Source organism: Knoellia aerolata DSM 18566, from assembly GCF_000768695.1.
Lineage (GTDB): Bacteria > Actinomycetota > Actinomycetes > Actinomycetales > Dermatophilaceae > Knoellia > Knoellia aerolata.
On the sequence record NZ_AVPL01000018.1, the window covers coordinates 20,193 to 43,172 of the forward strand.

The following is a 22,980-nucleotide window of genomic DNA, read 5'->3' on the forward strand; positions in this document are numbered from 1 at the left end:
GGTGGACAGTCAGCCGGAAGTCTAGCTCGCGCTCCACTGACGGCAGCGTGCTTCGTCAAAGCTGGGCAGCGGACCGGTTCCTTTGTCAGGATGGCCCGACGTGACCGGGCGGGGAATGGGGAGAGGAAGGATGAGGCATGCGCATCGCACACCTGACGACGGTCGACATGAGCCTGGCGCTGCTGCTCTCCACCGAGCTCGCCGTCGACGTCGAGCAGGGTCACGAGGTGTTCGGGATCAGCGCCCCCGGTCGCTACGTCCCGGCGGTCGAGGCCCTGGGAGTCACCCACGTGCCGCTGGTGGCCCTGACGCGCGCATGGAACCCGCGCCAGGACCTCGCCGCGTTCGGTCAGCTGGTCCGCACGCTCCGGCGGCTCGACCTCGACGTGCTGCACACCCACAACCCCAAGACGGGGGTCATGGGCCGCATCGCGGGCCGTCTGGCCGGCATACCGGTCGTCGTCAACACCTGCCACGGGCTGTGGGCGAAGCCGGAGGACCGGCTCCGGCGCCGGGCGTTCGTCTACGGTGCGGAGGCGCTGGCGGTGCGCTTCTCCGACTACGAGCTGTTCCAGAACGCCGCGGACCGTGACACCATGCGGCGGGTGCTCAAGCCCGGACGCCATGAGGTCGTCGGCAACGGCGTCGACCTCGAACGCTTCGCGCCCGACCCGGAGGCGCGGCGCCGCGTGCGGGCGGAGCTCGGGGTGGCCGACGACGAGCTGCTCGTGGGCTCGGTGGGTCGCCGGGTGCGTGAGAAGGGACTCGCCGAGTACGCCGCGGTGGCGCACCGGCTCGGCGACCGCGCGACGTTCGTGTGGGTCGGTCCCGACGACTCGACCGACGCGGACGCCTCCGTGCCCCACGAGGACTCGGTGCGCTTCCTGGGTGAGCGTTCCGACATGGACGCCGTCTACTCGGCGCTCGACGTCTTCGTCCTCGCCTCGCACCGCGAGGGCTTTTCCAGGGCCTCGATGGAGGCCGCCGCCTGCGGTGTGCCGATGGTCCTCACCGACATCCGGGGCTGCCGCGAGATCGGCACGCACGAGGAGCACCTCATCCTCGTGCCGCCCGAGGGCGCCCAAGCCCTGTCGTATGCCGTGTCACGCCTTCTCGACGATCCTCCCCTTCGCGCTCGCCTCGCCGGCGCTGCGCGGGTCCGGGCGTTGGAGGAGTTCGACCAGAACGAGGTCGCCCGGAGGTCTCTGCGCACCTATGAGGAGATTCGCCGTCGGTCGCGTTTCACGGCCGAGGGCCAGATGGGGTGACGTCTTCAGCAGACCGCACTCGTTGATGCGATGGGCCCCACCCCGACCTCACGAGGGTGCTCCCGCACGCAGCACGAGGTCGTACACAGAGCGGAGACGTTCACCTGTGCGCTCAGGGGAACGCTCGAGTCGGATCCTCTCCGTCGCCCCCGACAAGGTCGACCAGGTCGAGGCCTCGAGCGCCTCCACGATCTTGACCGCGAGATCGTCAGGGTCACCAGCCGCGGCCACCAACCCAGACCCGTCTTCACGAACCGAATGCCCAAGTGCGCCGACGTCTGTGACAACAACCGGACGCCCATGACCGTAGGCGTCGTGAAGGACTCCTGACTGTGAAGCAAAGGCGGTGTACGGAAGTGCCACCAGCGACGCGTTGGTGAACAGCTCCTGTTTGCGCTCAAGCGTGACAAAACCGATCTCGGCACGGATTTTGGGATTGCGAGTCGCCGCCTCGATTGCCAGAGCCTCGAGGTCGCGGGCGCCTCGGCCGGCAATAACGAACTCGATCTCGGACCCACGAAGTCGCTCGGCGGCGTCAATGAACACCTCCAGACCCTTGTTGTGGCGTAATGCACCAAAGAACAGGACTGTGCTCGGACCGCCCGCTGGAGCTCTCAGGTGCGAAGTTCGAAAGACCTGGTGTGGCACCACATGGATGCGCTGCGGGTCGATGTCAAACTTGCGGACCAATTGAGAGCGCAGCGCCTCGTGGTGGACGACAAGGGCATCGCCACGGCCGTAGGTGCGTCTCAGAACCGAGTGCTCGACAGGACCGAGGCGCGCACGATGCGGTACGACGTCGTGGACGCTGATCACCACTGGCGAAGGAAGCCTGGCCACCGCATCTGTGAAGCGGTTGAGGTAGTGCAGGTGAACGAGGTCGAAGTCTGCACCTTCCCACGCGCGCCGGCGTGCGCGGGCGCGGGCGCTGTAAGTCACCGCACGAGACCTCATCCAGCGCAGGCCCTTGACGTCTCCCGCGACATCCGGCAGGTCTCGTACCACCGTGACCACACCGTGCGCACCAGCGCTGGGTGCGTGCGCCCGGTCAACGACTTGAACGACGATGGACTCCCCCGGCCGGGCGGTTGCTTTCGCCCAATCGAGCTCTTCCTCGCGCGCGAATGGCCAGTACCAGAGAAACTGCACCACGCATGACTACCACGGATCCCCCTCCGCGATACCTCAGGTACAAAAGTCCCCCGGCTCGTAGGGTTGACCCATGACCTCACCACCCCTCGTTGCTGATCGCTTGACCGCCATCACCACCGTGATCGCGGATCCGCCGCGTGTCCACGACAGCGCACCGAGTGGGGTCTGGGGGACGTCAACCGACTGCTACCAGTTCATCGCGCGGAATCTGCCTGACGGTGCAAGGACGTTGGAGACGGGGCTGGGTATCTCGACAGTGCTCCTTGGCCTTTGGTCGGCTAGGCACACCTGCGTCGTGGGTTCTGCTGCGCAGGTGGACGCACTTAAGGCATACCTGCTGGACCACGGCCAGTCACACCTCGACATAGGCTTTGAGGTCGGCACGTCGGACCAGGTTCTTCCGTCACTCGTGGTGGACCCGATCGACCTGTACCTGATTGATGGGGGACATGGTTTCCCGATTCCAGTCGTCGACTGGTACTACGGCTCGCAGTTTCTACGCGCCGGCGGATTGGTCATCGTGGACGATATCCAGCTGCCTTCCGTTCATGACTATCTGATCCGATACCTCAACGCGGATCCGCGCTGGACCCGCGTCGGCGGCGATCACAAATGGCTGGCCTTCCGTAAGGAAGGTGACTTCACGCTGCAAGAGGAGTGGACCGGTCAAGACTTCCTCGGACCGCGACGGCAGCCTGCGAGCACCCGTCTCAAATCCTCGGTTCATCGCCGAATCGAGCGACTCAGGCAAGGATGGAACAATGGCCCGGCGAACACCACGAAGTAGCCCAAGGTCTTCATTGTTGGCGTGTGCGCACGTCGCCTGTAGCTGCACAACGCGTGTCCAGCACTTCCGAACTCCTCCCTCTGACGATGGATTCCAGCATTGACCCCCAACCCCGGCTCAACCTCGGCCCGACCAAAGCAACTCCCGTGAGAGCGAGCCAGGACTCCCCAGCGTCTGGCCCCAGCCCCTCGGCCCACGCCCGCGACCGTGCCATCAGCGTCGTCATCCCGGTCCGCGACGCGGCCCACACGTTGGGCGAGCAACTTGAGGCACTGGCCGTTGCTCACCGCCCGGATTGTGGTTTCGAAGTGATCGTGTCCGACAACGGTTCAAGCGACGAGACCGCAGAGATCGCCGTTTCCTTCGCATCACGCATGACGATTCGAGTCGTCGACGCAGGAGGCGCCCCGGGTAGCAACTACGCGCGCAACTGCGGGGTGCGGGCCGCACGGCACCAGCGGATCCTCCTGTGCGACGGTGACGACCGCGTGGATGCCGACTGGCTCACCGCGATGAGCCGTGGGTTCGACGAGGGTCATCAGCTCATGGCAGGGCCCATCGACTACGTGGCGCTCAATCCTGCCCAAGTCCGAGCCTGGCGCGGAGCCGACCGCGCATCCACCGGGACCATCTTGAACTTCCTTGGGTCCGGTCACGGAGCGAACCTCGGATTTACGAAATCGCTGTGGAACGAGCTGAATGGCTTTGATGAGTCGTTCGAATTCGGTGGACCCGACATCGAGTTCTGTTGGCGGGCCCAGCTTCGTGGCACACCATTGCACACCGTCCCCGACGCCATCGTGCACTATCGCCTCCGCCCGTCTTTGCGCAAGCTTTACAAGCAGTCGCGGGCCTACGGTGCGGCGGAGGCCCATCTGTACCAAAAATTCGCCCAGTTCGGATTGGACAGGAGACCTGCAAGCGCTCCCATCGTCGATTTGTGGTGGATTCTGACTCGACTGCCGTTCGCCGTAGCGCAGGGCCGGCGGGGTGCGTGGCTGCGGCGGCTCGGCCAGCAGATCGGTCGATTCGAGGGGTCCGCCCGCTACCGAGTCCTGTGGTGGTGAGCATGAAGCTTCTTTTTGTCTCTGGCACCACAGGCGGCGGATCAGGCCGCAGCCAGCGGGAACTGGCCAAGCAGCTCATGTTGCTCGGCACAGAAGTGACGTTCATCGTCGACGACAAGCGCCGGGCCCCGGTTCGCCGATGGGCCTACGCCCACCTCTCTGACCTGTCGGTGCGTCTGGATGGACGAATGGGTGCCCGGCTCGTCACCAGGGCACGAGACGTCATCGGGCGGCGCACGCACCAGCGGATCATTGATGGCCTGGAGCACCTGACGTCACCCGTTCCCCAGAATGCCGCGGCAAGATACCTCGCGACCCATCCAGTTGATGCGGTGGTGGCAAACAGCGTTGAGCGCTGGGCCTGGCGCCGCCTGCATTCAATCAGTTCGACTCACGGGTTCCCAACAATTCTGTACGTGCGAGAAGTCGACAGTCTGGGCCATCTCAATACTGGCGCCACTCCAACGGTTCTGATCGCCAACGCGGCCTCTCTTGCCGAGCAGCTGAGGGGCAGCGGATTCGACTGCGCCTTTCTACCTTCCGTCATTGATACAACGGTCACGAGCACGAGCAGCACGCGGCGCGTGGCGATGGCGATCAATCCCATCCCTGACAAGGGGTCGCACCTGATGTGGGCGATGGCAGACCTGCTGCCTGATGTCGCGTTCGTGGTGCAGGAGTCATGGCCCCTGACAGGGGCCCTCGAGGAATCCGTACTTGCCCAAGTCGCGGCTCGACCAAATGTGGAGTTCAGGCGTTGTCAACCGCCTGGCCCTTCGCTGTACGAAGACACACGCGTGTTGCTCGTCCCGTATCAGATGGACAGCCGGCCGAGAGTCATCCTCGAGGCGCAGGCCAATGGGATTCCTGTGATCGTTGGCGATGTTCCTTCCCTGCGCGAGGCAATCGGTGAAGGTGGCCTGATCGTCGATCTCGACTCCCCCACAGCCTGGGCTGCTGCGATCCGTTCCCTGTGGGAGGACGAAGGTCAGTACCGCCAACTCGCCACGAGGGCACGCGCGCATGGCGAGCGTCGAGAGGTCGACCCGGAGGGCTTGGCTCGAACGTTCCTCGAGCTCGCGCAACAAGCCGTTCGGCCCTCACAAAGGTAACGCCACATGCAACTTTCTGTCGTGATCTGCGCATACAACGAGCAGGCCCACCTGGCCGAACAGTTGGATGCCGTGCTCGCTCAGCAGTGGGAGGGAGAATGGGAGGTCGTCGTCGTCGACAACCGTTCGACCGACGCGACCGCAGCCATAGTCGTCGAAAGGGCGAAACGCGACCCGCGCCTCCGACTTGTCCACGCTGTTGAACGCGCTGGACAGAGCTACAGCATGAACGTCGGGGTCGACGCCACGTCAAGCCCCTGGATCGCCTTCTGCGATGCGGACGACATCGTTGACGACCATTGGTTGGCCTGCATCGCGGATGGCCTTTCTGAGCACGAGGTCGTCACGGGCCCCCATGAACTGGACCTGCTCAACCCACGGTGGCTCGCCGACTCGCGAGGCCGGTCCATCGAGGAACCTGTTGGCTCATTCTTCGGAATCTTTCCCTGCATTCGCGGTGCGGGCTGGGCAATACGGCGTACGACCTGGGATTCGGTGGGCGGCATGAACGAGAGCTTCCATGCTGGTCAGGACATAGAATATTCCTTTCGCTGTTGGAACGCTGGATACGAGATCGTCGGCCTACCGGGAGCGCTCGTGCACTATCGGTACCGCCAGTCCCCGAGAGCGCTGTGGAGGCAAGGCCTCGCCTACGGCTCGAATCGGCCTCGAATCGTGAAGCTGCTCAGGGATGCAGGGGCCGAACGTCCGCCACGCTTTGCGGGATGGAAACCTTGGGCGTTCTTGCTGCTGCGGCTCCCGTCACTCACCCACAAAGAGGGTCGCGCCGTATGGGGATGGGTCGCAGGTAATCGGATGGGACAGGTCTTGGGATCCGTTCGCGAACGCGTCATCATGCTCTAGGGCGGTCCCGGCGAACACCCACCAGATCGACCGACACAGAGATGGTCCGACCATGCGCGCGGTGGTTGGGAGGAACATCGGATGATCACCCGGAGACCAGTCCCGTCAGACAGGTCTCGTGGAAGCGCCGACCCGCCTGTGAGCCCGCTCGGTCAAAGTGAGAGTGTGCCGCGCCAGGTAGAAGCCGACACGCATCATCTCGCGGTGCACCGGGAGGGGCGACGCACAACCACCACCGAACCGAATCCTCGTGAACTCACGCAAGAACCAGCGAACTTGACTGCGTGTGTGGGCTGATTGTTTCGCCAGGTCGTCCGGACTCAGTTGCCTGAACTCCCGCCGATCCAAACTCAGGTAGTGCAGCCATTTGCGCGCAATGACCTTCGTCGGGGGGACCGGGATGACGTATGGCGACTCCAGCCGAACTGGCACCCCGGGCACCACTGCCCTCTCGTTTGTCAGGCCAACGTACCCGGTGCATACCGCCGATCGAAAGAGCCGGGGCAAGTACATTGGATAAGTGGTTGCGCAATCGATCAGACGACCGTTGAGTTCGTACTGAGCTCGAATTGCGTACATGTTCACACTGCCGCGATCAACACACACTCGCCGAAGGTCCGTCATGAGATCGGGCGAAAGATAGTCGTCGGATCCGAGCTCCATGATCCATGGTTGGGTTGCCAACATTCGCATGTGATCCCGCGCTGCCCCGAAGTCCACGAGCCGCCCTTCCGGATTCTTTGCAGAATCGGGTTGCCCAATGAGCGTCCTTCCGTACTTCAGGACAATGTCTTGCGTCCCATCAGTGGAACCGCCGTCGCTTACAATCACTTCCTCGGCGTCCGCTACCGAGTCCAGTGCTCTGCTCAACGTGCTTGCATTGTTGAACGTGAGTATCGCCACCGTGCAAGGGATACGGGATGTCATACCGACATCATCTCAGACCGCTCCCGCGGTTCGGGACAAACGCCGGCGCACCCGGTGTGGCGCAGTCGGAAGTGAAGTCCCGCCACGTTCTCCACGTGAGAACGTCAGCCAACGCAACGCGCGGTCCGTGCGCTTCCTGACTCCTGAGTGACTTCGCGTGGACCGAGGTATGCCAACGTGTCGGCGACAAGGTTTGAGCGCACCAGCTGCTTCCCTGCCCATCGCACAAGCATTATCGGAGAACGACGTGGTCCGGAACCGGCGACCGGCAAATGTGACATCGCCTTCAGCTCATTCCTCAGGACGTCAATACACCTCGTCGACGGGGACACCGGCGGCGCTGCCGTCCACCACCTCGACGGCGGCGCCGCGCTGCTGCCTTGGGCAGGTCGGCACCATGGCGTGCTCACGAGGTCATAGGGAAAGCCGATCCCGAGGGCCTGTTCGAGGGCAGCTCGTCCCCCGTCAGTCGCCTGAACGAGGACGAGATCACGACCGCTGTTGCTCCACCGGCCGCTGCCAGTGGTCGGAGAGCTGTGGCTGCACCCGGCGCCCATGATGCTGTCCAGGCAGGGGGTTTCGACGGCGGGGCAGCGGGCCACGAGCCGGTTGCGGTCCTCGATCGCGTCGGGATGCCGGCGGTCGCGGGGCTCGTCCGCGACCAGCTCCTGAACCCCTCGCTGGACTGCGTGACTGGATCGCGTCGACATCCGACGAACGCCTACGCGCCGAGATCCGTCGAAGCCTCGTCGACGTCGCCCAGACCGTGAGAAGGAGACCCCCATCCCGTGAAGGTGAGAGCCTTCGCCGTGCTCCACGCCAGCAGGCCGAGCGTCGCCGGCCGGGTTCACACGGCACACACCTCCTCGCGACGGACGCTTCCGACCGGCTCGGCTGAGGTGCTGGCTCGCCAAGTCGCATGTCACTCGGACGCCCCGCCAGCGCGCCGGTCTCCTGCGCTCTCGACCAAGCGACCCCCGATGAGCGATGTGGGCCCTAGGCTCGTGGCCGTGTCCAGCGCTCTCAGTTCCATGTCCGCTCGCCTGCGCCCAGCCGCCCGTCGGCTCAGTGAGGGCCTGGCGGCCGCTCGCCCAGACGCGCTGGACAAGCCGGCTTGGGAACGCTCCGTCCTGGACGACCTCGCGGCGAAGCGCCCATGGAACATCAGGATCAAGATGGCGCGAGCGTCCGCCTTGACCCGTACGGCTCGTCTTGTCGACGGCGTGACCATCGTCGTCGTCAACTGGAACACCAAGGAGGTGACCAGCGATGTCGTTCGGGCGGTTCGGCAGCTCTCTCCGGCCGATGTCCGGATCCTGGTGGTGGACAACGGCTCGACGGACGGAAGCCGCGAGCTGTTCCACGCGTGGCCGGGGGTGGAGGCCCTCCTGCTGCGCCGGAACGCGGGACACGGCGTGGCGCTCGACCTGGCGATGTGCGCAGTCCGCACCAAGATCGCGGTGACCCTCGACTCCGATGCGATCCCCCTCGCCGAGGGCTGGTTGGAGCCAGCCGTCTCGCGGGTCCGCAGCGGAGACGTCCTCCTTTGTGGCCTCAGGGCCCGCCGAGACTTCGTCCATCCCGTCTACTCGGCGGTGGACACCGCGACATTCCTCCGACGCCGGCTGTCGTTCCAGACCTACGTTCCCCTCGACGTCACGCCCGAGACGGTCGTCTGGGGGGAGAACGCCTGGGACACCGCCGAGCTCATGACGGGTCGCCTGGATCCAAGCGAGGTCGGCTTCGTCGAGCGGACCGCGAACCTCGTGGACGGTCTGCCCGGGATGTCGACCGGGGACGTCGTCTACCACCACGGCGGGGTGAGCCGGGCAGCCAACGGAACCGTCGACCCCGCCGCCCTGGTCGCTTGGCGAGTGGCGATCCGTCGGCTGACCGAGGCAGCCGCCTCGACGGGGTGACGGGTCAGGCGATGCCGGCCATCGCGAGCGCGCGGCGATAGAAGCCGCTCCGCTCCCGCAGGGCCTGCGGCTCGTCGTCGGCGGTGACGCGCCCGTGCTCGATGACGACGATCCGGTCGCAGAGGTCGAGGGTGGACATCCGGTGGGCGATGACGACCATGGCCACATCACCGTGCAGGGTGGCCAACGTGTCACGGATGAGAACCTCGCTGTGGCCGTCCAGCGCCGAGGTCGGCTCGTCGAGCACGAGGAGGTCGGGACTCCCGACCAGCGCGCGAGCGATAGAGAGGCGCTGGCGCTGCCCGCCGGACAGGGTGCCTCCGCGCTCCCCCAAATGGGTGTCGAAACCCTGCGGGAGCGCCTCGATGTCGGCGAGGATGTTCGCCTTCCGTGCGGCCCTGCGCAGGGCGTCGTCGTCGATCCCGTCGCGGAAGAACCGGATGTTCTCCGCGACCGTGCCGGTGAGGAGCAGTGCGTCCTGGGGGACGAAGGAAACCCGCTGGGTCCACCAGTCCCGGTCCACCGTCCGAAGGTCCACACCCGCGACCCGCACGACCCCCGTGGTCGGTTCGCGCAGCCCGAGCACGAGCTGGGCCAGCGTGGACTTGCCCGAACCTGATGGACCGATCACGCCCACCGTCTCACCCACGCCGATCCGCAGCGACACGTCTGTGAGAGCCGAAGCGCGGTCGGTGGTGTAGGCGAAGGACACCCGGTCGACCTCAACCGGTGCGGTCCGGTCCGGCCGTGCCTCACCGTCGGGGGCGGCGGCCGCCTCGTAGCGTGCCGCAGTCTTGTCCAGGCCCTCGATGAAGGGAATCGATGTCGTCAGCTGTCCGGACACGGCCAGGAGCTGTTGACCGTAGCTCAGCGAACGAAGCAGCAGCAGCATCACGGCACCGACCGCAGCCACGTCGCTGACCCCGATGCTGCTCAGGGCCAGGAGGCCACCGATGACGGCGATGTAGGCGAGGAAGGTGTAGAGCGGGGTCAGCACGCCGTTGAGGGTCTGGACCACACGCTGCTCCTCCGCGTTGCGGACCGTGAGGGCGTCGACACGATCGACCACGCGCTCGCGCACCCCGAATGTCTGCATCTCCTGGCCCAGTGAAGATAGCTCGGAGACGGTGCTGGCGAACTCCAGATTCATCCTTGCCCACTCGGCGGCGCGAGTGCGGATCCGGCGGCGGACGGGCGCGAGCACGAGGGCGAGCACGGTCAACGCGACGATCATCGCCAGAGTGGCCAGCGGCTCGACGAGAACGCCGGTCCCGAGGAAGGCGAGCAGGCTCAACAGCGCCGTGAGCGCCTGCGTGATGGCGAGGACCGCCAACGTCACCCGGGAGACGAAGGAGGTGAGCAGCTCCTGCAGCCGGCCCGAGGGCTCCGCCTGCTGGGTGGCCCAGTCCGCGTGGAGGAACGATCGAGCGAGCCGGCGGCGCCGGGCCATCGAGACCTCGCTCGTGAGGATGGCGGACATCCGGACGCCGACGACGCTGAGCAGGAGCCGCACTGTGACCGCCCCGGCGGCCAGTGCGAGCGCAACCGTGATCGGCAGGGTGACGTTCAGGACCGGGCCCACGTCCGTCTCGCCGTTGGCCAGGCCGAGCAGGGTGGCGGTCAGCAGGACGAGGAAGCCCGCCTCGAGAAGGGCGCCCAGAAGCGTGACGATGCCGAGCACGAAGATTCGCTGACGATGACCCTCCGTCAGCGCCCACAGCACACGTCGACTTCGCGGTCCACTGGTGGATCTGCTGGTCATTGCATCCCCCGACGTGTCCCGCTGCGTGATGTCGTCCCTGCTGATGGCGTCACGCACGGACCTCCGGCCGACGTACGACATAGACGAACGTCTCCCCGATGAAACGTGCACGGCCCGTCCGCGCACCCGAAAGCCGCATCCGGCCAGGCACGTCGACGACCCGGCCGTCCCCCATGGTGGCGTACCCGGTCCGGACCCACGCGGTGCCACGGAGCCGGCGACGAGCAGAACGAGCGACGCCCCGGAATCCGGACGGCAGCACCCTTCGCGGAGACGTGGTGGCCGCTTCGGACAGCACCAGTCCATAGCGCTCGGCGAGCTCGGCCATGCCGCTGGGGAAGGCGAAGAGGATGTGGTCGGTGTTCTCCCAGCAGTCACCGCGCTGTCCGGCTCGAACCCGGTGAGGGGCCCAGGGGTTGGGCGTCGTCACGATGAGCTCGCCTCCGTCGGCCAGCAGATCGCGAGCCGCGCGGAAGAGCATGTCCATGGCCGGCACGTGCTCGATGAGCTCGCCCGCCACGATGACGTCGAACGGCCCCCGATCGGCCACGGGCCCCGTGCCCTGCGTCAGATCGTGGCTGATGGCGTCGTACCCGAGGCTCGTCATGTGCGCCACGCCCTCGTCGAGGACGTCGACACCGACGCAAGTGGCGGCCGCGGCCGCCACCCGTCCGTGTAGCCAGAGCGGGGACTTCATGCGTTCGACGTCGTGGGCGACGCATCCGATGTCGAGAACGCGGCGGCCTCGCGCGCGGTCGATGATGAACTCACCGCGATCCGGGATCGCGTCTCGCCATGCGGCACGCAGGGTCCGCGCGCGGTATGCGAGAGCGGCGGGGTCGTTCGGGTCGTCGGCGAGGTCGCTCCACCGAGCGACGCCCTCGTCACCTGCGGCGAGGGCTCGCTCGAACTCACGCGTTCTGCTGTGTCTCATGGCGCCTCCGAACGTCACCTGCGCGGTCGTCCACCGCATCGTAGTCATCGCCGTCGGTGCGGCTGGGATGAGCGGTGCGCCGATCATCGGCGGGTCTCCTTCGCGTCACGCAACCACCAGGAGCTCGCGGAAGTCGACGGCGAACTCAGCGCTCTGCCGGACGGTGAGGTGGTTGGTGTCCTTGTACTGGCTGCCTTGGGCTCCGTGTGTGGAGCACCAGCCTCGGGGACACAGCCGGACCCACGGGTCGACCACGCCGGATCCGGTCGCGCTCGCCACCCCTTCGAGCATGTTGCGGACGGCTCCCTGCCTCGCGGTGGCCCGTTCGACGGGCATGCCCTGCTCACAGGACCAGACCGATGAGAGGAGCGAGACCACAGTGCAGCTGGCCGGCGACCAGGCGTCCACGCCGTCCCAACGCGGAACGGTCTGGACGAGGACCACCTGATGCCCGGCGTCCCGGAGTGTGCCAACCGTCGCCTTCAGTGCCTGCGTGGCCAACGCCATCTTGGATTGCGTCTCGGTGCTCATCGTCTCGGCCGTGGGACCGGCGGCGAACGTGGGGTCTCGCCAGTACAGGTCGGAGGACGATAGGACGACCGTTCCCCGTGCGGCGTTCCGCAGGTGGTCCAGCGTCCCCTGCACGTAGGAGCGGCACGCTGGGTCGTGCTGCTGGTGCGCCGAGGAGTCGCGCAGATGGAGGTCGACGAACGGGCAGGCGGAGGCTGTGGCTATGACAACTGGTCGCCCGAGGTCCTCGCCTGCCCGAATAAGCGCCTCGCCGAAGTGCCGGGCGTGCGAGTCGCCGACGAGATACACGGGCGCACCATCCGCCGAGCCGTTCCACGTGCAGCCGGAGACCGATCGCAGCGAGAGCGGCTCGAAGCTGTGGCATCCCCGCTGGGTTTCGAGGACCGCGGCCTGGTGGACCCTGATGGTCGGGGCCCAGAACCCCTGCCGCACGGATGCGCCGAGCAACAGACCGAGGACCACCGGGATGGCGACGCTCGGCACGACCAGACGTGCAATCCGACCGGATCCTCTGAACTCCCTGGCGCGGATCGGTTCCTCGACCCAGATGTAGGACGCCACTGCTGGAGCGATCGAGAGCAGGGCGGCGAGCACCAGCGCGATCGGCTGATTGGGCCACAGCGCACCCGCGAAGACGATGAAGGGCCAGTGCCACAAGTAGATCGAGTAGGACCAGTCCCCCACGCGCACCATTGGCCGGGCCCGCAGCAGCCGAGCAACGACGTTGTCGTCACGCCCCCCGGCCCGGATGAGCAGAGCCGTAGCGGCGACCGGCAGAAGGGTCCACGCCCCAGGGAAGGGGGTGGCGCCGGAGATGAGGACGAGCGAGGCAACCAGCAGGCCCGCACCGAGTACCCCCTGGGCGATCCCGCTTCGCCGTGAACGCGCGCCCGACCACGACGGGACGAGCGCGAGCAGCGCGCCGGCGCCGAACTCCCACACCCGGGTGAGCGGGCCGTAGAAACCGACGAGCATCTCACCCGCCTGAAGCTCGAGGCCACGGCTGACGGCGACGGCGATCCCGAAGGACAGGGTGGCGGCTGCGGCGACGACGACCGACGCGACGCGGCGTGCCTTCCACCCTCGACGCCGGGCGAGCCACCAGCAACCGGCGAGGAGCAGGGGGAAGCACAGGTAGAACTGCTCCTCGACCGAGAGCGACCACGTGTGCAGCAGTGCGTTCGTCTCTGCCGGTGCGTCGAAGTAGTCGCCGGTGGTGCGGGCGATGACGGCGTTGGCGAGAAGGAACATCGCGCCGACTGCGGTCTGAGCGGTCGACTGCTGCGCTCCGAGCGGTGACAGGAACAGCGTCGAGAGCAGCACGGTGACGGCGACCATCAGCGCGAGGGCGGGCGTGAGGCGCTTGAACCGCCGAAGGTAGAAGCGCGCGAACCGGATGCGGCCGTGCGCGGCCCACTCCCGGTGGAGCATTCCCGTGATGACGAACCCCGAGATCACGAAGAAGACGTCCACGCCGACGAAGCCACCGGGCAGCGGCAGACCTGCGTGGTACCCGACCACCACCAGGACCGCGACGGCGCGCAGGCCCTGGACGTCCAGCCGTCGACGATCGCCCGTGGCGACTGGCGAACCCGCCTGGCGAGCGGTCGTCGCCCGGGTGCCCGACGCGGTGTCTATGACCACGAGCCAGGCACACCTGTGACGGTGACGCCGTTCGGGACGTTTCGTGTCACGACGGCCCCCGCCCCGATGACCGCGTCCTCACGCACGAGCAGCCCCTGCAGGATCGTCGCGCTCGCCCCGACGAGCGTGGCCGCGCCCACGGTGACCTCACCGGAGACGACCGCACCGGGGTTCACCGACACGAAGTCAGCCAGCACCGCGTCGTGGCCGATCGTCACGTGGGGGTTGAGGTGCACGTGCCGCCCGAGCTTGACGTTCGTGGAGACGACCGCGCCGGCGCAGATGACCGACCCCGGACCGATCGACGGGTCCGAGCCGATGACGGCGCTCGGGTGGATCGCGGAGAACGCGGTGAAGCCGGCGGTGTCCAGCCGCTCGACGAGCGTCACCCGGGTCTGGGGGTGGCCGACCCCCAGGACGTAGCTGATCGAGGTGTCGTCCGCAGCAATGAAGTCCGCGAGCGACCCGAGGTGGGCGACCCCGCGCACCCCCAGGCGATCGCGGTTGGCCGGCGAGGGTGCGTCGTCGAAGACGCCGACCACCTCGAGATCCACACCCGCGGCCACCATCGCCTCGAGGACGTCGAGGCACTCACGACCGAAACCCGAAGCACCCACGACGACGACCCGCCGTGCGCTCTCAGGCACCGACGACCCGGTCCTGCCCGTGGTCCGAAGACAGAGCGCTGCCGAGGAACGGACTCATGGTCGCCTCTCCCTCCCCGCTGATCCCTTGGCGCCGCAGCACGGCCACCACCGTACGGCCGATGATAGACAGGTCGAGAGCGAGACTTCGGCGTTCGACGTAATCGACGTCCAGCGCGAACCGGTCCTCCCACGAGAGCGAGTTCCGTCCCGACACCTGCGCCAGACCGGTGATCCCGGGGCGCACGTCGTGTCGACGCGCCTGCTCGGGTGAGTAGCGCCCGAGGTAGTCGACGAGCAACGGCCGCGGCCCGATCAGGCTCATGTCGCCCCTGAGGACGTTCCACAGGGAGGGGAGCTCGTCGAGACTCGTGGACCTGAGGAAGCGGCCGACGCCGGTGAGGCGCTCCGCGTCCGTCACATGGGTGTCGTCGGGATGACGCATGGTGCGGAACTTGACCAGCTCGAAGACCTCGCCGTGCAGGCCCGGCCGGGCCTGCCTGAAGAACACCGGTCGGCCGTGCGCGGCGAGGACGACAGCGGCGATCACGGCCTGGAGCGGCGCGGACACGAACAGGCCGAGGGCACTCACCGAGATGTCGACGGCTCGTTTCACCCGGTCGTAGCGGTCCTCACGCGGCACAGTGACCCTGCAGGAAGTCGGCCATGACGCCGTGGACCCGGTCGATCTGCGCCTGGCCCAGGACGGAGCCGCTCGGAAGTGCCAGCCCGGTCTGGAAGAGACGTTCGCTGGTGCCGTTGACGAAGGCCCGCGCCGTCATGAAGACGGGCTGCAGGTGCATCGGCTTCCACAGCGGACGCGCCTCGATGTCATGCGCCGCCAGGCTGAGCCGCAGGTCCTCCCGCGAGAAGCCGGCGCGCTTGGGGTCGACGAGGATCGAGGTCAGCCACCAGTTGTCCCGGGTCGACCCTCCGTTGACCCCGGATGGTTCGCCGAAGACGGTCACGCCCGGCAGTCCCTGGAACTGCTCGATGTAGCGCAGCCGGTGCTGACGTCGTTTGTCCATCATCTCGTCCAGGCGCTGCAGCTGGACCCTGCCGATGGCGGCCAACAGGTTGGACAGCCGGTAGTTGTAGCCGATGTCGGTGTGCTCGTAGTGCACGACCGGCTGCCGCGCCTGGGTCGCGAGGTAACGGACGCGTTCTGCGAGCACGCCGTCGTCCGTGAGGAGCGCGCCTCCACCCGACGTCGTCATGATCTTGTTGCCGTTGAAGGAGAGCACCGCGGCGTCTCCGAACGCTGCGGACGGCCTACCACCGCGGACGGCACCAGCCGACTCGGCGGCGTCCGAGAGCACCGAGGCGCCGAACGCCGAGGCGAGGGCACGGATCCGGTCGTGGTCCGCGGCCTTGCCGAGCAGGTCCACGGGGAGCACCACCTTCGCCGGGCGGCCCTCGGCGGCGCACGACTGAAGCGCCTCCTCGAGCAGGTCGGGATCCATGTTCCCGCTCTCGTCGCAGTCGACGAGCACGGCTTCCGCTCCCGTGTAGGTGATGGCGTTGACCGTCGCGGCAAAGGTCATCGTCGACGTGACGACGACATCTCCTCGCTTCACCCCCAGACCGAGCAGACCCAGGTGCAGCGCGGCGGTACCCGACGACAGCGTCACGCAGTGGGCCCGGTCGAAACGATCCGCCAGCTCCACCTCGAAGGCGTCGACCTCGGGACCCAGCGGGGCGACCCATCCGGAGCGGAGCGCGCAGACCAGGGCCACCTCCTCGGCCTCGGTGACGTCCGGAGCGGAGAGGCAGATGCGCTCGCTGGGCGGGGTGAGGGCGGTCACAGCCGCATGTCCGTCTCGGACTTGTCGAGCACGTATTTCAGGTCGTAGAGCACGTGTCCGTCGGGGTTGCCGAAGGCCCGGATCCGCTGCGCGCCCATCTCGACGAACTCCTGGTGCGCCACCGCGACGATGACCGCGGAGTACGCACCCTCCTCGGGCGCGGCGACGAGGTCGACGCCGTAGTGCAGCTTGGCCTCCTCCGCACGGGCCCACGGGTCGTGGACGTCCACGTCGATCTCGTACTCGGCGAGCTCGTCGAGGATGTCGACGACGTGCGAGTTGCGCAGGTCGGGGGTGTTCTCCTTGAACGTCAGCCCGAGCATGAGGACCCGCGCGTTGCGCACCGGGATGCGTTCCTTGGTCATCCGCTTGACGAGCTGCGCCGCGATGTAGGAGCCCATCGAGTCGTTGAGGCGACGGCCCGCGAGGATGATCTCGGGGTGGTATCCGACCGCCTGCGCCTTGTGCGTGAGGTAGTACGGGTCGACGCCGATGCAGTGACCACCGACGAGGCCCGGGCGGAAGCCGAGGAAGTTCCACTTGGACCCGGCCGCCTTGAGGACCTCCTCGGTGTCGATGTCGAGCCGGTTGAAGAGGATCGCGAGCTCGTTGATGAGGGCGATGTTGACGTCGCGCTGGGTGTTCTCGATGACCTTGGCCGCCTCGGCGACGCGGATCGACGATGCGCGGTGCGTCCCCGCGGTGATGATGCTCGAGTAGAGCTCGTCGACGAAGTCGGCCGTCTCGGGCGTCGAGCCGGAGGTCACCTTGACGATCGTCGTGAGCCGGTGCTCCTTGTCGCCGGGGTTGATCCGCTCCGGGCTGTAGCCGACGAAGAAGTCCTTGTTGAACTTCAGCCGCGAGATCTCCTCGAGCACCGGGACGCACTGCTCCTCGGTGGCCCCCGGGTAGACGGTCGACTCGTAGATCACCGTGTCGCCGGGTGCGAGCACCTTGGCGATGCTCTCCGTCGCGGACAGCACGGGAGTGAGGTCCGGCTGCTTCGCGGCGTCGATCGGAGTCGGCGTCGTGACGATGTAGACGTTGCAGTGCTCGATGTCCTCGGGGTGCTCGGTGAAGCGCAGGCCGGTCGCCTCGGCGAGCAGCTCGTCGCTGACCTCGAGGGTGAAGTCGTTGCCGGCGCTGAGCTCCTTGACGCGGGACCCGTTGATGTCGAACCCGACGACGTCCATGGTCTTGCCGAACTCCACGGCGAGGGGCAGGCCGACGTAGCCCAGCCCGACGACGGCGAGCCGCACCCCGCCCGGCATCGTGGGGAATCCCTGAGTGGCTGCTGTGGTCATCGAATCCTCTTTCTTGAAGAGTCGCCCTGGTGGGACATGGGGACCTCGAGGTCGTCGAGGTCGAGCCGGTTGGCCAGCACGTCGGCCGGCGAGAGGTGGGGCACGGAGACCTGGGTGATGAGCGGGTGGGCCGTGTGGCGACTGCGCTCCTCGGCGCTGAGCAGCACCTCGTGGAGCTTCTCGCCGTCGCGCAGGCCGGAGAAGGAGATCTGGATGTCCTTGCCGGACTCCTCGATGAGACGCCGGGCCACGTCGATGATGCGGACCGGCTCACCCATGTCGAGGACGAGGACGTCGCCGGGGTGACCGATGGCCGCGGCCTGGAGCACGAGCTCGCACGCCTCCGGGATGGTCATGAAGAACCGGCTGACCTCGGGGTCGGTGACGGTGAGCGGGCCACCGCGCTCGATCTGGGCCCGGAAGGTGTCGAGCACCGACCCGCGCGACCCGAGGACGTTGCCGAAGCGGACCGAGAGGAAGCTCATCCCGGTCTCGCCGGCATACCAGGCGGTGAGCCGCTCGGCGAGGCGCTTGGTCTGGCCGAGCACGCTGGTGGCGTCCGCAGCCTTGTCGGTCGAGATGTTGACGAAGTGCTGCACGCCGTTCGTCGCGGCGCACTCGAGGACGTTGAGCGTGCCGAGCACGTTCGTCTTCCAGCCTTCCTCGGGGAACCGCTCGAGCATCGGGAGGTGCTTGAGGGCGGCGGCGTGGAAGACGACCTCCGGGGCGAGCCGGGCGAAGGCGGCGCAGAGGGCGCCCTGGTCCCGGATGTCGCACAGGACCGTGTCGTCGGTGTCGAGGAGCCCGTCGCCGTCGAGCGAGAGCTTGGTCGCGTGCAGGGCGGACTCGTCGCGGTCCAGCAGGATGAGCTTCGACGGGCCGAGCTGGCTGACCTGACGGGCGAGCTCGGAGCCGATCGAGCCGCCGGCCCCGGTGACGAGGACGACCTTGCCGGTGACGTAGCCGGCGATCTCGGACAGCTCGGTCTCGATGGGACGACGACCGAGGAGGTCGGCGACGTTGAAGGCGCGCAGCTCGTCGAGGTCGATCCGGCCCGAGATCATCTCGCGCAGCGGCGGGACGACGACGAGGTCGAGCCCCGCCTCCGTGCAGCGGTCGGAGACGTCCTGGATGAGCTGCGGGGACGCCTGGCTGATCGCGAGCACGACGACCTCGGCGTGGGCGGCCCGGGCGGCGGCCACGAGGTCGACCCCCCGGCCGAGGACCCGGTAGCCGTTCACCCGCAGGAAGCGCAGCCGGGGGTCGTCGTCGATGAAGCCGACGATCGAGTAGGGAGAGTCGCCGGAGGAGTCGACGAGGCCGGCGAGCTGGTGCCCGGCGTCGCCGGCACCGTAGATGAGGGCGGGGACACCGGGGTGCTCGGTGCGCCGACGGCGGTCCTGCTGGCGCGCCATCCGGAAGACCCACCGTCCGGCCGCCATGAAGAGGAAGGCCAGGGCCGGCATGACGAACGCGATCCCCCGCGAGAACAGCGGGGCCGCGATGTAGAAGGTCGCGCCGAGGATGACACTGTTGGCGACGACGATCTGGGCGAGCGAGGTGACCTCGTCGAAGCTGCCGACCTTGCTGCGACCGAGGTAGAGGTGGGTGGCGAACCCGCCGACGACCTGCAGCCCGATCGCTGCCGCGACGTAGGCCGCGGCGATGACCCACATCCGCTCGCTGAGGGCGAACTCGTGGCGCACGAGGAGGAAGCCGAACAGCGCCAGCAGCCATGAGACGGCATCCCAGCCGACCATCACGGAACGCCGTGCGAAGATCTGCGACCTCGACATCCTGCACCCCTGAACCGCTGTGGTTTCGTCAAGTAATGACGACGCAGTTCACGCTAGGTGGGCCATCGGAACGCCGAGTGCGAATGCCGGGAAGTCCACCCAAGGGGCACTGGGGGATGGCCCAGTCAACTAGTCAGGCATGGCCCGAATGGGTCAGACGATCCCGAAAACCCGGCCGCCGACGACCGTCGTCGACACCTCGAGCGAGCGCAGGTGGGCCGCCGCCTCCGGTCCGGACTCCCCGGCGGCGTAGGGATCCGCATCGAGGAGCGCGAGGTCGGCCAGGCTCCCGGCACCCACCGTCGGGGCGCCGTCGAGGCTGCCGGCGAGCGCCTCGGTGACCGTGATCGTCTCCTGGGCGTTCCACTCCTCGCGGTCGTCACCCGTGCGGTGGACGGCTGCGGCCATGGCCTCCCACGGGTCGAGGGGCGCGACCGGCGCGTCCGACCCGAGCGCCAGCGTGACGCCGGCCCGGAGCATCGAGCGCAGCGGGAAGCACCGGTCCGCCCGGTCGGGCCAGCACTGGTGGGTGACGTCGCGGTCGTCGATGAGGTGCGCCGGCTGGACGCTCGCCACGACGCCCAGTCGAGCCATCCGCCCGAGGTCCGGGAGGGCCACGAGCTGGGCGTGCTCGATCGACCCGGCTGCACCCGTCGCGGTGAACGCGTCGAGGGCGATGCCCACCGCCGCGTCCCCGATCGCGTGCACCGCGACGTCGAGCCCGTGGGCCGTGGCCTGCGCGAGCAGGTCGGCGAGCTCCTCGGGCGAGTTGTTGGCCCGACCCCGGGGGTGCTCGAGGACGTCGTCGCCCACGTAGGGGTCGTGGCAGTACGCGGTCCGGGTGTTGAGCGACCCGTCGCTGATGATCTTCAGCGGCCCCATCGTCACGAGCCCGGCTTCGTCGAGGACGTCACCCGAGCGGCGGCCGGCGGCGATGGCGTCGGCCAGCCCCACGGCATACGTCGCGGTGCGGACCCGCAGCACCGCCAGACCGGACCCGGAACGCTCCACCCACTCGGTCGCGTTGTCGGCCCACTCCATGTCGCGCACCCCGACGACGCCGCGACGCAGCGCCGCGTCGAGCACCTTCGCGTATGCCGTCCGCCCGCCTTCCGGCGTCCGCGTCACCTCGTCGAGCCGGGCGAAGACCGGGAACCACTCGTTCTCCTCGACGACGGTGTCCCTCGGCGCGACCCCGAGCAGCCGCTGCGCCGCCGAGTTGAGCCAGCCGTGGTGGGCGTCGCCGCTGATGAGGACGACCGGCACCTCACCACTCACGGCGTCGAGCTCGGAGACGGTGGGTTGGCGCTCCCACCCGGCGGTGCGGTGGCCGAACCCCTGGAGCACCGTGCCGGGGGCTCGGCCCGACCTCGCGCCGATCTCGGCGGCGACGATCCGCACGACCTCTCCGGCGCTGGACGTGGAGGACAGGTCGAGGCGCGTGGCGTTCGCGGCCCACTGGCCCATGTGCACGTGCTGGTCCCACAGCCCGGGGACGAGCCAGCGCCCCTCGGCCTCGAGGACCTGGTCCGCGCCGGTGGGGCGCAGCGTCGGTGCCACCTCGACGACCCGGTCGGCCTCGACGCGCACGTCGACGGGGACACCGACGATGCCCTCGGGGGCGGGACGGCCGGCGACGGGGACGAGTCGGGCCTGACGGATGAACAGCGAGCTCACGCGGTGATCCTAGGAGGAGAACCGGGGTCCGCCGGTTACGGTCCACTCATGACGAACGAGCTCTCCCCCGACACCCAGCGCGGACTCCGCACGTGGAACCTCGCGGCGGCAGCCCTGCACGCGGCCCAGGCGGTCGCCGTGGTGGCGCTCGCCACCGACTTCGCCCTGCCGGTCACGGCGAGCTACCTGGCCGGGCCGCCCGGAACTGCCCCCCAGGACCCGACCGTCCTCTTCGACCTGTCCACGGGGCTGGCCGTGGCCGCGTTCCTCGCGCTGTCGGCGCTCGCGCACCTCGTCGTCTCCACCGTGTGGTTCCGCGGCTACGTCGCCGACCTCGCCCGGTCCATCAACCGGGCCCGATGGGTGGAGTACTCGCTGTCGAGCTCCCTCATGATGGTGGTCATCGCCCAGCTCGTCGGGATCGCCGACGTCACGGCCCTGCTGGCGATCGCCGGGGTCAACGCGTCGATGATCCTCTTCGGCTGGCTGCAGGAGAGGTACGAACGGCCCCGAGGGGGCGGCTGGCTGCCGTTCTGGTTCGGGTGCATCGCCGGCGCCGTGCCGTGGCTCGCCGTCGTGCTCTACGTCGTTTCGCCGCAGTCCCCGTCCGACGCCAGTCCGCCCGGCTTCGTCTACGGCATCGTCGTCTCGCTCTTCCTCTTCTTCAACGTCTTCGCGCTCAACCAGTGGCTGCAGTACCGCGCCCGGGGCCGGTGGGCGGACTACCTGTTCGGCGAGCGGGTCTACATCGTCCTCAGCCTGGTCGCCAAGTCCCTGCTCGCGTGGCAGGTCTTCGGAGGGACCCTCGCGGGATAGGTCACACCCGGGACGCGCAGACCGGTGGCCCGCGCGGGGTTACCGTGGAGTATCCGCCCCGCCGACCCGCTCGAGGACCTCTCCATGGCTCACATGACCCCGCGCACGGTGCGTCTGCACGGTCACGAGCTGTCCTTCGTCGACAGCGGCTCCGGACCGGCCCTGCTCTTCATCCACGGGATCCTCGGTTCACAGCGGCAGTGGTCCCGCCTCGTCGACAAGCTCGACGACGACCACCGGGTCCTCGTGCCCGACCTCTTCGGCCACGGCGACTCGGCCAAGCCGCTGGGCGACTACTCCCTCAGCGCGCACGCCGCGACCATGCGCGACCTCCTCGACCGTCTCGGCATCGAACGGGTCACCCTCGTGGGGCACTCGCTCGGCGGTGGCATCGCCATGCAGTTCTTCTACCTCTTCCCCGACCGCGTCGACAAGATCGTCCTCGTCGCCAGCGGGGGGCTGGGCCGCGAGGTCAACCTCGTCCTGCGCTCCGCGACCCTCCCCGGCGCGGAGCAGGTGCTCAGCGTCGTCGCCTCGGCCCCGGTGCTGTCCAAGGTGGAGGCCCTCGGCCGCGTCGCGGGCAAGGTCGGCTGGCGGGCCGGCTCGGACCTCAGCGCCGTCTGGCGCGGGTTCACGACCCTCGGCGACGGCGAGAGCCGCCGAGCGTTCCTCGCCACCACCCGCGCCGTGATCGACCTCGGCGGGCAGAGCATCAGCGCCCACGGCCACCTCGAGGACGCCCCGTCCGTGCCGGTCCTCATCGTCTGGGGCTCCAGGGACCGGATGATCCCGGCGTGGCACGCCATCAGCGCCCAGCGCTCGGTCCCCGGCTGTCGCGTCGAGCTCTTCGAGGGGGCGGGTCACTTCCCGCACCTCGACGACCCGGAGCGGTTCACACAGGTCCTGCGCGAGTTCGTCTCCCCCGCGTCCGTGGAGGAGCCACCCGCCACGGCGTAGGCCACGCCCGTCGC

At 68.1% G+C, this 22,980-nt stretch carries 19 protein-coding genes; 8 read left to right on the forward strand and 11 right to left on the reverse strand.

All coding sequences use genetic code 11. The features are described from left to right. The first annotated feature begins 137 nt into the window (after window positions 1-137). Window positions 138-1,268 carry a glycosyltransferase family 4 protein gene (locus tag N801_RS08725; protein ID WP_035936400.1) on the forward strand — a complete coding sequence of 377 codons (1,131 nt, stop codon included), beginning with the start codon at window positions 138-140 and terminating at the stop codon, window positions 1,266-1,268. A gap of 48 nt (window positions 1,269-1,316) precedes the next feature. On the opposite strand, the gene N801_RS20175 is transcribed toward N801_RS08725, so the two are convergent. Continuing rightward, on the reverse strand, window positions 1,317-2,417 hold the full coding sequence (locus N801_RS20175) for a glycosyltransferase family 4 protein (protein ID WP_169744233.1): 1,101 nt from the start codon (window positions 2,415-2,417) through the stop codon (window positions 1,317-1,319). Window positions 2,418-2,490: 73 nt separating this feature from the next. Between N801_RS20175 and N801_RS08740 the strand changes: the two genes are divergently transcribed. The 4 genes from N801_RS08740 to N801_RS20180 are packed head-to-tail and all read left to right on the forward strand — an operon-like array spanning window position 2,491 to window position 6,250. Then, window positions 2,491-3,207, forward strand: coding sequence for a class I SAM-dependent methyltransferase (locus N801_RS08740; RefSeq protein ID WP_156996645.1), 717 nt, complete (start codon window positions 2,491-2,493; stop codon window positions 3,205-3,207). A gap of 53 nt (window positions 3,208-3,260) precedes the next feature. Further along, window positions 3,261-4,274, forward strand: a complete 1,014-nt coding sequence (locus tag N801_RS08745) for a glycosyltransferase family 2 protein (RefSeq protein ID WP_169744234.1) — start codon at window positions 3,261-3,263, stop codon at window positions 4,272-4,274. 2 nt (window positions 4,275-4,276) lie between these two features. Continuing rightward, window positions 4,277-5,386 (forward strand): glycosyltransferase, encoded by a 1,110-nt coding sequence (locus tag N801_RS19685; RefSeq protein WP_052112782.1) that lies wholly within the window; start codon window positions 4,277-4,279, stop codon window positions 5,384-5,386. A 6-nt stretch (window positions 5,387-5,392) separates the two neighbouring features. Further along, the gene (locus N801_RS20180; protein ID WP_084108538.1) at window positions 5,393-6,250 is read left to right on the forward strand and encodes a glycosyltransferase; all 858 of its coding nucleotides are present in this window, start codon (window positions 5,393-5,395) and stop codon (window positions 6,248-6,250) included. Window positions 6,251-6,355: 105 nt separating this feature from the next. Here N801_RS20180 and N801_RS21870 read toward each other — a convergent pair whose 3' ends face one another. Continuing rightward, window positions 6,356-7,177 (reverse strand): glycosyltransferase, encoded by an 822-nt coding sequence (locus N801_RS21870; protein ID WP_084108541.1) that lies wholly within the window; start codon window positions 7,175-7,177, stop codon window positions 6,356-6,358. Between the two features lie 1,223 nt (window positions 7,178-8,400). On the opposite strand from N801_RS21870, the gene N801_RS08760 reads away from it, so the two are divergent. Continuing rightward, on the forward strand, window positions 8,401-9,096 hold the full coding sequence (locus tag N801_RS08760; RefSeq protein ID WP_035936414.1) for a glycosyltransferase family 2 protein: 696 nt from the start codon (window positions 8,401-8,403) through the stop codon (window positions 9,094-9,096). A 4-nt stretch (window positions 9,097-9,100) separates the two neighbouring features. Here the strand turns inward: N801_RS08760 and N801_RS08765 are convergent, their stop codons facing one another. From N801_RS08765 to N801_RS08805, 9 genes are all read right to left on the reverse strand, one after another. After that, window positions 9,101-10,777 carry an ABC transporter ATP-binding protein gene (locus N801_RS08765; protein WP_245618319.1) on the reverse strand — a complete coding sequence of 559 codons (1,677 nt, stop codon included), beginning with the start codon at window positions 10,775-10,777 and terminating at the stop codon, window positions 9,101-9,103. A 130-nt stretch (window positions 10,778-10,907) separates the two neighbouring features. Then, window positions 10,908-11,792, reverse strand: coding sequence for a class I SAM-dependent methyltransferase (locus N801_RS19690; RefSeq protein WP_169744236.1), 885 nt, complete (start codon window positions 11,790-11,792; stop codon window positions 10,908-10,910). Between the two features lie 105 nt (window positions 11,793-11,897). After that, on the reverse strand, window positions 11,898-13,967 hold the full coding sequence (locus tag N801_RS19695) for an acyltransferase family protein (RefSeq protein ID WP_052112784.1): 2,070 nt from the start codon (window positions 13,965-13,967) through the stop codon (window positions 11,898-11,900). Next, window positions 13,958-14,614, reverse strand: coding sequence for an acetyltransferase (locus tag N801_RS08780; RefSeq protein ID WP_035936416.1), 657 nt, complete (start codon window positions 14,612-14,614; stop codon window positions 13,958-13,960). Before N801_RS08780 ends, N801_RS19695 begins: the two co-directional genes overlap by 10 nt. Next, on the reverse strand, window positions 14,607-15,254 hold the full coding sequence (locus N801_RS08785) for a sugar transferase (RefSeq protein WP_035936418.1): 648 nt from the start codon (window positions 15,252-15,254) through the stop codon (window positions 14,607-14,609). The genes N801_RS08780 and N801_RS08785 overlap by 8 nt, the downstream gene beginning before the upstream one ends. Next, a complete protein-coding gene (locus N801_RS08790; RefSeq protein WP_035936420.1) occupies window positions 15,244-16,416 on the reverse strand; it encodes a DegT/DnrJ/EryC1/StrS family aminotransferase in 1,173 nt (390 codons plus the stop codon). Before N801_RS08790 ends, N801_RS08785 begins: the two co-directional genes overlap by 11 nt. Further along, window positions 16,413-17,720 (reverse strand): Vi polysaccharide biosynthesis UDP-N-acetylglucosamine C-6 dehydrogenase TviB, encoded by a 1,308-nt coding sequence (gene tviB / locus N801_RS08795; RefSeq protein ID WP_281175681.1) that lies wholly within the window; start codon window positions 17,718-17,720, stop codon window positions 16,413-16,415. The genes N801_RS08790 and tviB overlap by 4 nt, the downstream gene beginning before the upstream one ends. Further along, a complete protein-coding gene (locus N801_RS08800; protein WP_035936426.1) occupies window positions 17,717-19,516 on the reverse strand; it encodes a polysaccharide biosynthesis protein in 1,800 nt (599 codons plus the stop codon). Before N801_RS08800 ends, tviB begins: the two co-directional genes overlap by 4 nt. A 153-nt stretch (window positions 19,517-19,669) precedes the next feature. Next, window positions 19,670-21,193, reverse strand: coding sequence for an amidohydrolase (locus N801_RS08805; RefSeq protein WP_035936428.1), 1,524 nt, complete (start codon window positions 21,191-21,193; stop codon window positions 19,670-19,672). Window positions 21,194-21,241: 48 nt separating this feature from the next. Between N801_RS08805 and heR the strand changes: the two genes are divergently transcribed. Further along, window positions 21,242-22,009 carry a heliorhodopsin HeR gene (gene heR, locus N801_RS08810; protein WP_035936430.1) on the forward strand — a complete coding sequence of 256 codons (768 nt, stop codon included), beginning with the start codon at window positions 21,242-21,244 and terminating at the stop codon, window positions 22,007-22,009. Between the two features lie 84 nt (window positions 22,010-22,093). Beyond that, the gene (locus N801_RS08815) at window positions 22,094-22,966 is read left to right on the forward strand and encodes an alpha/beta fold hydrolase (protein ID WP_245618321.1); all 873 of its coding nucleotides are present in this window, start codon (window positions 22,094-22,096) and stop codon (window positions 22,964-22,966) included. Window positions 22,967-22,980 lie beyond the last annotated feature (14 nt).